8 protein-coding genes are annotated in these 12,331 nt (G+C 63.7%); 6 read left to right on the top strand and 2 right to left on the bottom strand.

Features of this window, described 5'->3' with window-relative positions:
• Positions 1-158 precede the first annotated feature (158 nt).
• The gene (locus M5E06_RS31495) at positions 159-425 is read right to left on the bottom strand and encodes a transposase (protein WP_502802023.1); all 267 of its coding nucleotides are present in this window, start codon (positions 423-425) and stop codon (positions 159-161) included.
• A 1,053-nt stretch (positions 426-1,478) separates the two neighbouring features.
• Here M5E06_RS31495 and M5E06_RS31490 point away from each other — a divergent pair.
• The 3 genes from M5E06_RS31490 to M5E06_RS31480 all read left to right on the top strand — a co-directional run bounded on the left by M5E06_RS31490 (position 1,479) and on the right by M5E06_RS31480 (position 3,191).
• Positions 1,479-1,874, top strand: coding sequence for a hypothetical protein (locus tag M5E06_RS31490; RefSeq protein ID WP_252141616.1), 396 nt, complete (start codon positions 1,479-1,481; stop codon positions 1,872-1,874).
• Positions 1,875-2,045: 171 nt separating this feature from the next.
• On the top strand, positions 2,046-2,363 hold the full coding sequence (locus M5E06_RS31485) for a helix-turn-helix domain-containing protein (protein ID WP_252141615.1): 318 nt from the start codon (positions 2,046-2,048) through the stop codon (positions 2,361-2,363).
• 45 nt (positions 2,364-2,408) lie between these two features.
• Positions 2,409-3,191 carry an RNA-guided endonuclease InsQ/TnpB family protein gene (locus tag M5E06_RS31480; protein ID WP_353654388.1) on the top strand — a complete coding sequence of 261 codons (783 nt, stop codon included), beginning with the start codon at positions 2,409-2,411 and terminating at the stop codon, positions 3,189-3,191.
• Positions 3,192-3,288: 97 nt separating this feature from the next.
• Here M5E06_RS31480 and M5E06_RS31475 read toward each other — a convergent pair whose 3' ends face one another.
• Complete coding sequence (locus tag M5E06_RS31475; RefSeq protein WP_252141614.1) at positions 3,289-8,820, bottom strand: two-partner secretion domain-containing protein; 5,532 nt, start codon at positions 8,818-8,820, stop codon at positions 3,289-3,291.
• 745 nt (positions 8,821-9,565) lie between these two features.
• Between M5E06_RS31475 and M5E06_RS31470 the strand changes: the two genes are divergently transcribed.
• The 3 genes from M5E06_RS31470 to M5E06_RS31460 all read left to right on the top strand — a co-directional run bounded on the left by M5E06_RS31470 (position 9,566) and on the right by M5E06_RS31460 (position 12,330).
• Positions 9,566-10,225 (top strand): PEP-CTERM sorting domain-containing protein, encoded by a 660-nt coding sequence (locus tag M5E06_RS31470; protein ID WP_252141613.1) that lies wholly within the window; start codon positions 9,566-9,568, stop codon positions 10,223-10,225.
• Between the two features lie 455 nt (positions 10,226-10,680).
• Complete coding sequence (locus tag M5E06_RS31465) at positions 10,681-10,899, top strand: hypothetical protein (RefSeq protein WP_252141612.1); 219 nt, start codon at positions 10,681-10,683, stop codon at positions 10,897-10,899.
• 93 nt (positions 10,900-10,992) lie between these two features.
• Positions 10,993-12,330: a TIGR03013 family XrtA/PEP-CTERM system glycosyltransferase gene (locus M5E06_RS31460; protein ID WP_286209073.1), complete on the top strand. Its 1,338-nt coding sequence runs from the start codon at positions 10,993-10,995 to the stop codon at positions 12,328-12,330.
• Position 12,331 lies beyond the last annotated feature (1 nt).

Below are 12,331 nucleotides of genomic sequence, written 5' to 3'. Positions count from 1 at the left end.
GGTTGCACAAAATCAGTTGGTGTCTTGACTCGCAAAGAAGCGTGTCTTCGAACGATTGCCTAGCGAGTCATATTCAATCTTTGATTGATTTCGCACTCACAAGAGCTGAATTTTGATAACTGATCGATCCAGAATTCTAGCGCCGCACACCCGATCCCTCAGGGCCGGGATAGGCGCGTTCTTTCTCTTTTCCCGCTACGGTTTGGTTCTTCACGCTGCTGGTCACTGTCGTGCGTCACGATCTCCAGCGGAGCGCCGCCGCAAGACGCGGCGAAAGAGAACGGACTCCAAAGATGGTTGCCCCAGAGCCTATGGGTCACGTCCGGAACGTTCTGTTGGCGTAAGCGACGACTGGACACGCCTTTGAGGCTGTTCACCAGCCTGGAAAGCTGGACGGTGGGCGGATCGTCGATGAGCAAATGCACAGGGTCGCGTCTTTATCCAAGGCCGTCGAAGCCGCACCACTTCAGAGTAAATCCCCAAATCAAATAAGCATTTGCTGAAAGATCCTTTATCAAACCAAACAGTGATTTTCTGGGATACTTGAAATCGGGTGCATGAATGCATCATCCATTCCAACTGCGGAATCAACGGCCGACGTCATCGCCAAACAAGGCGAAGGCCCCGAATTCACTGCGTCCGCGTACCAGGGCATATAGACAATTGGGTTTTTGGGTAGAGGGGAAAAAGGGCAAGTGGGTAGTTGGGTGGCTGGCGATTACGCTTCGACAGGAGCAGTGCCACCCATTGTGCATGATCGCCTGACCTCGGGCAGCCACACGGGCTTGGGTCTCTGGCGATTTCGCAGACGCCTCGCGACGTTTGGCCAACGTCATAACGGCCAACGGCTTGCCCCCGAAGATGGGGGGCGTTGGGCGTGGGTCGGCGGGCGAACCCCAGCTCTCGGTTCGGTACGGGCCGAAGGCCCGCACCCGTCGCTCACCAAACTCGCGCACGAGCTCGATGCGCGAGGTGCCACGCCGTCTCGTAGAAGACGCTCGCCATCTCCAACAGCTTCACAGCGGAGATGCCCTTGGATGAGCCGACGATCAGGGAGAGGGCCTGCGCCCAAGTGAGCCGCGGCAGAGGTGGGAGCGGGGCATCGGCGGGCCCGCCGTGACCGCGAGCTGGCGGTGGCAAGCGGTGCAGTCCCAGCGGCGGATTGTCTTGAGCCAGCAGGCGTGACCGACGCAACCACACATTGGGTAGCCCGGGCCGTCCGACCAGCGGGTGCGCTCGAATCACGTTCGCGCGGGTTCTCGTCGGGGAACGGGTCGTGGCGGCGCGGAGCGGAAGGGCAGTGTCGATCATGATCCTTGTCGGGGGAGTGTGTCCGCCTGTGCCAAGGCGAGAGGCCCGAGAACAGAGACCGCGGGATGCGCTCCTCATTGCCTTTGCGGAACACAAGCCACGCTGAAGGCTTCCACCAACCAAAGAAATTGCTAAAATGCGGTGGAGAGTGCTTCTTTCAGGTGAAAATGATGACGGAATCACAGGTCAATCTTGTGCTCAAGGAAGACCTCTCCAGCCTTGAGCTGTCCATTGGGCGGCCAGGAGAGCCGGTCCTTGCCAAAGCCGACTTTACCGCGGCCGAGCTTGAAAAGTTGGTGGCGGCTCTGATTGCCTGTGTGGGCCAGATGAAGGGCGGCAAGACACCCATTGCATCTGGTGGGACCATGGATGTGCCACCACCTTTTGTGAATCCGGTTTGGCGCTCAGGGTACGACGTGTCCGGAAATGCGGTGCTGTGTTTCCAATTGGTTCGCGGCTGCTGGGTGGCGTTCCAACTCCCGCAGCATGAGGTTGCCAATCTCGCGCAGGCGCTGCGCAAGTTCCTCAACATCGGCCATTCGTCCTCACCCAAGTCTCATTGACGCACGGCGACCCTGCCCGCTCCCCCTTCTTTCCAAAGCTTGGACTCTTGTCGCGCCCCATCAGGTGATCCGGCTGGGGACCGCCGCCTTGAGGCGGCGGAGGAAAGCCGGTCGGCCGCAGGCCGAAGATCGAGAGTTGAACGAACCGGGAACGACAGGTAAACTCATCGCATGTCCCTGCTCAGCTACAAATACCGCCTTTATCCCACCCAAGCACAAGTCGCCGGGATGGAAGCGATGCTGGGCGCGTTCTGCGACCTCTACAACGCCGCTCTGCAGCAACGCATCGAAGCTTACCGCCGCCGGCGCAAGACCTTGCGCTACACCGACCAAGCCGGTGAACTGAAGGCCGTCCGCGCCGCCGATGAGCGCCTGGCCGGCTACAGCTTCTCCGCCCAGCAGCAGGTCCTGCGCCGCCTCGACAAGGCCTTCCAGGCCTTCTTCCGTCGCCTCAAGGCGAAAGGCAAGGCCGGCTTCCCGCGCTTCTAGGCCAAGGCTCGCTTCGACAGCGCCGAGTTCCGCGTCGGCGATGGCCTGACGCTGCGCAAGAGCGGGCGCCTCGGGCTCACCGGCGTTTTCGGCGACATCAAGGTCAAGTGGCACCGGCCGTTGCCGCCGGGCGCCAAGCTCGGTGCCGCCGTTCTGTCGCGGTCTGCCGGACACTGGTCCGTCTGCTTCCAGGTCACAGTGCCGGATGTGGCGGTGGCGGAGCGCGACGGCGCCGCCGTCGGCATCGATGTTGGTCTGACATCTCTGGTTGCCACCTCGGACGGCGAGGTGGTGCCGACGCCGCCGTGGACCAAGCGCGCCGCCAAGACGCAGCGCCGTCTCCAGCGCGCGCTGTCCCGCTGCAAACGGGGCAGCCAGCGCCGGCGCAAGGCCAAGCAGCGACTGGCCCGGCACAGCGCCCGCACCGCCAACCAGCGCCGTGACGTCCTGCACAAGCTCAGCCGCTCGCTGGTCGACCGCTACGCCTTCATCGCCCTCGAAGACCTGAGCGTCGAGCGACTGGCCCGCTCAATGCTCGCCAAGTCCGTTCACAACGCCGCCTGGGGCCAGCTCCGTTCCTTCCTCGAGTACAAGGCTGCAAGCGCCGGCACTCGGGTGGAAGCGGTCGATCCGCGCGGCACCAGCCAGACCTGCCCGCAGTGCGGGGCCGTGGTCGCCAAGACGCTCGACATCCGGGTCCACCGCTGCCTCTGCGGCTGCGTGATGGACCGCGACGTTGCGGCAGCCACGGTCATCCTGCAGCGGGCCAGCCACGCCACGGGGCCGGGACACGGCCTTCGGACACCAAGCCAGCGGGGTGCCGCCTAGCTGGTCCGAGAAGCCGCCGCGCTTTAGACGGCGGAGTTGTCACCCCATTGCTGACGGCTCCAGGAGGATGCTCTGATTGCGGTCGGTGCCTGTCCGTTCAGTTCATGGCGCGGTTGGGCAGGTCTAGGATGAAGTCGCCGCCTTCGTCATAGCCGGCGGTGCGGATCACGCCATATTGCGGGGTCTGCGGCGCCTCGCTGGTCACGTCCTGGCGGACCTCCTGATAAAGCGCGTAGCCGTTGCTGTCCTTCGGCAGGCCCATCACCCGCTTCTTCAGCGCCACCGCGAAGGGGGAATTCACCTCGCCGTCGGCGACCGGCTCGTCGCCGCCAGATGACAGCGCCATGACCGAGCGGTGCTGCCGGATCTCCTGCTCGCTGGCGAGGCGGCTGGCGTCGATCTTCTGTTCCTTGGTGAAGGCGCCGGAATAACAGCTGTCCGACACCACCATCACATGCTTGGCCGGCATCCGGCTGAGGAAGCGGCCGATGTCGTTGTTGGACACCCAGTTGCGGGCGCTGGTCGTCTCCGCGTCGGCCGGCAGCCAATAGCCGGTGCCGGTCTCCGCCAGTTCATAGCCGTGGCCGGCGTAATAGACCATCACCTGATCCTGCTCGCCGACCTCGCGGCCGAGCTTGCGCAGAGCCTCGCCGATCTGCGCCTTGGTCGGGTTGCGCAAGGTCCGGGTCTCGTAGCCGAGATGGTCGTTCAGCGCCTGCGCCACCGTCTTGATGTCGGCGCCGGGCGTGGCGAGCGCCGGGATGGCGCTGTCGCGGTAGCTGTCGACCGCGATCATCAGGGCGATCTTGCGCGGCTTCGGCGGGGCGGCGGGATCGGGGGCGGCCGCCGCGCTGTCGATGGCGATGCGCTGCTCGGTCGTCTTGCCGGCCTCGTCGGTCATGGTCAGGGTGGCTTCGGTCGCCCCCGGCTCCACCGGGATGCTGGTGCGGAACTGGCCCTTCTCGTCGATGAAGACCCAGCGGCCGTTCACCCGCGCCTCCGCAAGGTTGGCGCTGCCGGTGACGATGCCGCGCAGGGTCATGCTGCCGCCGCGGGTGCGGCCGCCGCGCGCCTGCTGCAGGCTGGGCGGGGCCGAGGAGGCGGTCGGCCGGCCGAACATGTCCGCCGCCCGCGGGTTCGCCACCAGCTGCCGCAGCGCGCCCGAGAAAGCCTGGGTGCGCTGCTCGCGCTCCACCCGCTGTACCATGGCGAGGTAGGTGCGGGCGACCTGGGGCGGCAGGTTGGCCTGGGTCACCGCGGCGCGCACCTGGGCGTAGCCGCCGGGCTGGCCGGACGCGCTGTTCTGCAGGATGCCGCCGACACGCACCGCCACCGGATCGCCGCTGGCGGTCAGGCCGCCGATCAGAGTGGAGACGGGAACGCTGGCCAGCACCGCGCGCTGTTCCGGCAGCGAGAGGCTGCCGGTCGACAGGCTCGTCACCGCCTGGACCATGCCGCCGCTGCCGGCCGCCTGGATGAGGGTGCCGGCCGCCGCCTGCACCTGCGGCGCGGCGAGAAGCTGCGGCCCCGGCTGCGACAGGGTGGCGCCGGAGGCGTAGGCCTGCGTCGCCTCCGCCGAGAAGGTGACCGAGCGTCCGGACGGCAGCACCACCGTCGCCGGCGCGGGTGGCGGAGGCGGCGGAGAGGTCGGACCGTTGCCGGCCGGCCGGGTGCCGTCGGTGGTCTGGCCGCCCTGCCCTGTCCCCTGCGCAGTCCCCTGCCCTGTCCCTTGACCCGCCCCCTGCTCCAGCGCCGCCAGGAAGGTCTGGGGGGCGGTCGCGGTGGTCGATGAGCCGGGGGATGAGCCGGGTGTGGCGGCGGCCGTGGTGCCGGTGGCCGTCGAGCTTGAGCCCGTGGCCGGCGTCCCCGTCGGGTTGGCTGCAATCTGCGCCACCGTCTGCAGCACCGTCTGCACGGAAGTGCTGCCGGTCGTGGCGGTCTGGCCGGTCGACGGCGAGGTCGTATCCGTCGTGCCGGTTCCGCCGGTGGTCGGCGTGCCGGTTCCGTCTCCGCTGTCGGTGCCGGGGGTGGTCGGCGTGGTGGGCGTCGGGGGCGTGGTTGGAGTGGTCGGGGTGGTCGGCGTGGTCGGGTCATCCGTGATCGGTGGCGTCACCGGTGGCGTCACCGGTGGTGTAACCGGGGGCGTCACCGGCGGCGGAGGGGGAGGAGGTGGTGGTGGCGGCGGCGGCGGCGGCGGGGAGCTGGTGACCACCACGTCCCCGTTGCTGTACAGCGCCGTCGCCTTTTCGCCGGTTCCGGCGGTGCCCTGAAGGCTCGCCTCCCCGCCGCCCGCGGCAATGCGGATGCTGCCGTCGGTTTCGGCATCGAGGCCGATGCCGGCGACCTCGTAGGTGACGGCCGACGTGCCGCCCTTGCCGATGATGGCGAGGCCGCCGGACGAGGTGATCGTCGCCGTGCCTTGGACTTTCACGCCCCAGGCCTCATCGGCATCCACCTGGGTGGCGTCGCCGTCGATCAGGATGGCGTCGGAGGCGGAGGAACTGGAGCGGATCAGTGGACTGCCGCCACTGGTGCCTGCGGCAATCAGCACGCCGGCATTCCAGCCGTGGGTGGACACCGCCTTGCCGCGGACGGCGATCTTGCCGGTGCCGGAGTCAATGGTCGATGCGCCAATGATCGATACGCCGTGACCCTCGCTGTATTCGGAACCCTCACCGCGAATGGAGATGGTGCCACCGCCAGAGTCCAGGGTGCTGGTGTCGATCGTCACACCGGCCGGGCTCATCCAGTTGCCCATCGCCGGCGAAAGCAACGGGTCTTCGCCGCCGCCCAGGGTGATGGCGCCGCCATGGGTCTGGATCGAACTGTGATCCAGACCCATGGCACCTTCATTATAGCTGCCCAAGGAACTGTTGAGAACGACCGGCGCTCCGCCGGTCGTAAGGGCGCCGTAAAGGACATAAAGATCCTCCCCGGCCTTGAGCGATGCCGCACGGCCGGAGGAGAGCGTTGCATGATCGATCATCAAGCTTCGCCCCGCATCGATCATGAGCGATCCCGCGTCGGAAGACAGAGCCGACGATTGCAGCACGATGTCCCCACTCCGCTCCTGACTGTTCAAGACAGCGATGGAAGCATTGCCGCGGACGGTCAGTGACGAGCCGCCGACGATGCGAATGGAGTCATTTCCTTCATAGGCCTCACTGGCGCTGACGCCTCCGCTACCCGTAACGACGAGCGGGCCGTCGGTGCTTTCCAGCGCCGCCTTCTCCAGCATGACGCCAATGTTCTTACCGGGATGTGACTGGACGGCACAGGTCCAGGTGCTTTCCGGACAGCCCCAGCGGAAAAGGCCATCCCATCCTCCTTTGCCAGCCAGGACGATGGCGCCGCTCGCCGTGGTCACATGGCTGTTGTAGAGCGAGACGCCATGGTTGTCGCCGCTGAGATTCTCGCCGCCTGTGCCAGCCAGCGTGATGGCCCCTGCGCCCTCCGCTTCAATGGTGGCGTTCTGAAGCCGAATGCCAATTCCATGATCGCTGCCAGGGAGTTGGATTTGAGGGCTTTCAAGCGATCCACTGCCTGCAGAGACCGCATCGCTGTCGCCGCCGGTACCGGATATGGTGACGTCACCGCCTGTGCTGTAAAGCGTGGAGCTGTCGATCAGGACGCCGATATTGTCGCCGCTGTGCAATCCGGCGAGGTCGGTTGAAACGGTGTAGGTGTTGCGACCGCCTTTGCCGCTCAGGGCGATCCTGCCGGTCGTGGTGGTCAAACGGCTTTCATAAAGCCGGATGCCATACATGCCTCCGCCCAGATTTGCGCCGCCGATCCCGTTGATCGTGAGGTTGCCGGTATCGGTGCTGACATCGACATAGCTGAACCCGACCCCCACGCCCTGGGCGTCGTCGGCTGGGGCGACGGTGGGGGTGGTCAGTGGATTCAAATAGCCGCCGACGATGAAGGCGCCGCCGTTGGTGTCGATGGTGATCCTTTTGGTCGCAATTCCTGCCACTCGCGCAACGCCCATTCCGGTGCTGCGTCCGGTGTTCAGGATGATGTCGAGAGCACCGGCGGAGGACGTGATGCTGTCGTTGATGTAGATGCTGCGCTCGGCCCTCAGCGTCAGCGAGGCGTCGCCACCGGACGATTTCAGGATCGGCTGATTGACGGTGATGTCGCCGGCCTCGGACCCCGCCATATCGGTCTGCAGCGTGACGCTGGTCCCGCTGTTCAGCGATGCCTGGATCTCGGTGGCCGTGATGGTGCCGCCGGTGTCCGCCACGATGATGTCGGTCGGGTCGAGCAGCCAGGAACCGCCCTTCCCCTGCCCTACCTCTGCCCCTGCATCGACCCTGCCCCGCACATGCAGCGACAGCTTGCCGGAGGTCTCAATGAAGCCGCCGTCGCCGCCGGCCGCACCGCCGCGGGCCGAGATGGCGCCGTCGAAGCGGGTGGCGTTGTCGGCCCACACCACGACCTTGCCGCCCTTGCCCGCCTGCGTGGCGTCGGCGGTGATGGTGGCGCCTGGGGCCACCACGGTGTCGGTGGAGGGCGGCACCGGCTTGCGCGCCGGACGGATGGTGTAGCCGGCCAGCGTGGCGGCGGACGCCTTGCCGCCCTGCACGTCGCCACCGATCAGCACCTCCCCGCCCCCGGTGGCGCCGGACGCATTGATGCGCGCCGTGGCGGTCAGCCTCGTGCGGTTGCCCGATACGGTGACGGAACCGCCGGTTTGAGAGTTGCCGTTGGCGTCGAGGGTGCCGGAGACCTCGACCGCGCCGCCGTCGCCGAGCAGGACGATGTCGCCGCCCTGCTGCTCCACCCGGCGGGCCTGCACGGTGCCGGACATGTTGACGACGCGGTCGACCAGCCCCTTGGCCGCGCTGGCCGTCATCTGCACCCGGCCGCCGTCGGCGAAGATCTTGCCGCTGTTGCTGACCAGCGCATCCACCGGCTTGCCGTTGGCGCCGACGGGGCGCGCGTCGGTCTTGGCGTCCACCGCAATGTTGATCTTCTGGTCGCCGAACAGGTCGACGACGAAGCGCTTGCCGGACGCCAGCGTCACCTCGCCCAGCCGGGCCTGGATGGTGCCGCGGTTGGCGACGCCGGGGGCAACCAGCGCCGCCAGCCCGGCTTGGGCCACCGTGATGGTGCCCTCATTCTCCACCATTGCGGTGGAGCCGGCGCGGCCCTCGAACTTGTAGCGGCCGGCCATGAAGTCGTCGTTGCGGATGTCATGGGTGGTGGCGAGCAGCCCGCCGACATCGACCTGGGCGTTCGGCCCGAACAGGATGCCGTTGGGATTGACCAGCCAGACCTGCCCGTTGGCGGTCAGCCGCCCCAGGATCGCCGACGGGTCGGGTCCGGTGACGCGGTTGAGGGTGATGGAGCCGGCGTCGGGCTGCTGGAAATTGGTGTGCTCACCTTCGCGGATGCCGAAGCGCTGCCAGTCGATCACCGCCTTGGGCGTCGACTGGATGATGTCGAGCCGGTTGAGAGCGGTGGACCTGATGGCGGCGGCGCCGTCGGTGACCACGCCGCCTTCGGGGTTGGCGAGTGCCGGGTGGGGCAGAGCCAGAGGAAGCGACGCGATCGCGGCGAGGATGGCCGGACGCGCCGCTCCCGCCAGTGCCGTGCTGTGGCGCAATGTTGTGCGGGGCCGCAAGCAACCACGCCAATTCGCCGTTCCGCCGAACGCACCCGATCCTTGGGCCGATCCCCGCATCACCGATCCAATCCCCTGAGCTGCCCCAATCGCCACCAAATTCGGTGTTTCGTCCGAAAATCAATAATCCGAAGCATTTTAGCTATCAAAGGTCTGTCCGGACATCCTGAAATTGAGAGGATCCGATGACCGACCGCCCCATTCTGCGAATGGGGCGGTCGGTCATCGGATCCATCCAGGGTGTGGCGCTTCCTCATCGTGGCTGCAGCAGGCCGATCTTACGCCCCTGCGGCGCCTCTGCGCTGCGTTGACTGGCTGGAGGCTGAGCCGCACTCCAGATCGGACAGTCGTCAAGAAGCGCCGGGACGACCGAAGCAAATACCCTCTTGGGTTGATGGCCATGTGATCACTTGGGCTGTTGGAAAGCTTTGAGTGTCTGCTGCGGACCAGGACTGCAGACCGACACCGGCAGCCCCGTCCAGCACTGGCGTTTTGCGTCGTCCTCATCAGAAATCCATCTAAAGGATAAAGAGATCACCTGATGAGGAGAGAGGTTAACAGAGAATGAGCCGCAGCTATCGAAGTGGCTAACCAGAATGTTGTGTTTGGAAATCTTACAAGTGCGCTGAGTAATTTGTTAAACGTTTTGGGATTGCATTGGTAGAAAACGCAAATCCCGACTTGGCATCCGAATTGCTTGGTTCTTTGCGCGGCGAATTTCCGCCAAGTGCATTGGAGGAGCAAAATGAGGAACAAAATTCTGGCTGGCGCTATTGGCGCATTGGGATTGGTGGGGATGTCGGCGTCCGCCTTCGCCGCACCAGTCAGTTTTACGATCACAAATGGGTATTTTACGGTTGGTTCTGGATATGGCAGCGGACTCGGGCAGCTCGACGCAACCTTCACAAATCTCTTCCCCGGCCCACAAACCTTCGAGTTGGACCTGGGGCAAACTCAGTCCTTTCTGTTTGGTAGAGTTACGCTTAATGAATCTTGCATTAGTGGTGGATTTCTTGGTGGATGCCCAGAGATATTTAATGAGACGGATAACCTTGGCGTTATCGCCAATTTCGACTTCAGCAGCCCTGTCTCGCAGCTGGTCCAGAACGTAGCGGTGACTGGAACTTTTGTTGGACCCGTCGCGGACGCCTTTACCGACTATTACATTGATTTCAGTCCGGTTGTTGTAGACTTTGGAGTTGGTGGTTCCTTTGCGCTCGATGTCGGTGATTTGATTTTCAACAGAACAGGCACCATCACCAATGGCGTCAATGTGACCTTGACTGCGGTGCCGGTGCCTGAGCCGGCCAGTCTGGCTGTGCTCGGTGCCGGCCTCGTTGCACTCGGTTTCCTGCGCCGCCGCCAGGAGAGCCCGGAACAGGACAGCACGGACGTGACGACCTGACATCACTCTTGCAGATGGTTGGAAGCTGAAGCGATCTCGAAAGCCTGGGCGGCTTAAACTCCGCTTGTCCACTCAGGCAGTCTCCTGCATGCCAACCCCGACGCGGTCACAGTGGTGAAGCCTCTGTGTTGAGGCTGCAGCGCTGAACAACAGTTCCTTGACGGGGCTGTTGTTCAGCGTTTGATGCAGAGTCAGAAAGACGCTGAGTGGTCAGGTCCGGAGCTGCCTTTGGGGGTCAGCCACCGCTTTCTGCCTCCTTCCACTTCAGCGACATCACCCAGCGCTGGGGCAAAAGCACTTGGGTCTGCTTGCACGGTGAGAGGAGACCACACCATGAGAGGCTTGCCGGTTCGCAATGAGTGCGGCAACACGCAATCTTGCCGCTCATCCCCAAAACCCGCTTAAAACGGAAAAGGCGGAGCAGGTTTCAATGCCAGTTTAGGGCTACTCCTGCAATGCAGATTCAATCGTCGAATGGGTTGATCCAAAGCGATAGCGCAAAAGCCACTTCAGAGTTTGCCACGCTGACAGCACGCTGTGATTACACCAGACTCCAGGCAACCTTGATCGAAATTCCTGAGGAAAAAGCCTCTCCCAATGTTAGGGTTTCTCCAGGTTCTCATGCAAAAAAGAGCATGGGCGGGGTTATGGAGAGTCATAGCCAGCAAATGTGAAAATCAGCAAAAAACGGGGCGGAAACCATGCTTAATTTATTCAGCGTGACAATCCCTGCATTCCCTCTCGTACTGGGGTTTTTTGATATAGTAATGCTGTTCTGTGCTGTTGCCATAGGACTCCTGTTTCATATGTTAATGGCGGGTGGACCGTCATTTGAAATTCTGGGATCTTTCCACTTTCAAGCCCTGTCGTATGCGGCGGCAATTGTTCTTGGGCTCTATATTATGGGGTGCTACAATAGAAGCTTTCTGGCGCGACCGCGTTTTGCTGTCTTGCGCCTGCTGGCCAGTATTTTTTTGGCGACCTTGGCTCTGATGCTGGCAAGCTGGGCCTTTCCCCAAGCGCAGATGCCGGGGGACGCCCAGGTGGTCTGCACAGCGCTGAGCTTGTCCACCTTATATTTGTCCCGCGATGTCCTGAAGCGCGTTGCTGACCTTCCTGTCTGGAAGTCGCGCATCATGGTGCTTGGCACCGGCGAGGAGGCCCGACGCATTGAAGCCCTGGAGCAGAGTGAGGACGCCCCCGGCTTCGTTTGCGTGGGCTTTGTCTCGACCAGTGAAGAGGCGGGCGATGCGGCGCAAGCGATCAATCACCCCAATCGCGTGATCCGGACGGAGGATCTGGTCTCCGCCTATCAACACTTGAAGGTGGACGAGATCGTCCTGGCGGGCGATGCCCACAAGGATGCGCGTTTGCGGGAGATGCTGCTGCAGGCCCGCCTCAAGGGGCTGCGGGTTATTGCTGCCGAGATGCTGATGGAGCGGGAGCTTGGTCAGCTGAGCATCGACAACGCCTATCCCGATTGGCTGCTCTTCTCACAAAGAGCCTGTCCAAGCCGCGTGAGCCAGATCAACAAGCGGGTCTTCGACATCGTTGCCAGCTTGATGTTGCTGGTGCTGACCGCGCCTTTGATGGTGCTGACCGCTGCCGCCATTTGGCTGGAGGATCGCGGCCCGATCTTGTACCGCCAGGAGCGGGTGGGATTGAATGGCTCGGTCTTCCAGGTGCTGAAATTCCGTAGCATGCGGACAGACGCGGAAAAGGACGGCGTGGCCCGCTGGGCGGCTGTGAAGGACCCGCGTGTGACACTGATTGGCACCCTCATCCGCAAGGTTCGCATCGATGAACTGCCGCAGGTCGTCAATGTGCTGCGCGGCGAGATGAGCTTTGTCGGTCCCCGACCGGAGCGGCCGTCTATTGTCGCTGAGCTGGAACAGGAGATCGAGAGCTATCCCTACCGGCATATCGTCAAGCCGGGCATCACCGGCTGGGCCCAGGTCAATTATCCCTACGGTGCCTCCACCGAGGATGCCAAACAAAAGCTGAAATTCGATCTCTACTACGTCAAGAACCACAGCATCTTTCTGGATTTGATCATTATGCTCCAGACGGTGCGCGTCGTTCTTTGGCCGGAAGGTGTCCGCTGAC

The sequence above is a fragment of the Azospirillum sp. A1-3 genome (assembly GCF_023806445.1).
Classification (GTDB): Bacteria; Pseudomonadota; Alphaproteobacteria; order Azospirillales; family Azospirillaceae; genus Azospirillum.
Note: the sequence above shows the minus strand (reverse complement) of the source record. Positions and strands in the feature narration are given on the sequence as shown.

Coding starts and splice junctions, on each gene's coding strand:
- M5E06_RS31490 (WP_252141616.1), top strand. CDS start 1,479: ATGATGACGGAATCACAGGTCAATCTTGTGCTCAAGGAAGACCTCTCC.
- M5E06_RS31485 (WP_252141615.1), top strand. CDS start 2,046: ATGTCCCTGCTCAGCTACAAATACCGCCTTTATCCCACCCAAGCACAA.
- M5E06_RS31470 (WP_252141613.1), top strand. CDS start 9,566: ATGAGGAACAAAATTCTGGCTGGCGCTATTGGCGCATTGGGATTGGTG.
- M5E06_RS31465 (WP_252141612.1), top strand. CDS start 10,681: ATGCAGATTCAATCGTCGAATGGGTTGATCCAAAGCGATAGCGCAAAA.
- M5E06_RS31460 (WP_286209073.1), top strand. CDS start 10,993: ATGCTGTTCTGTGCTGTTGCCATAGGACTCCTGTTTCATATGTTAATG.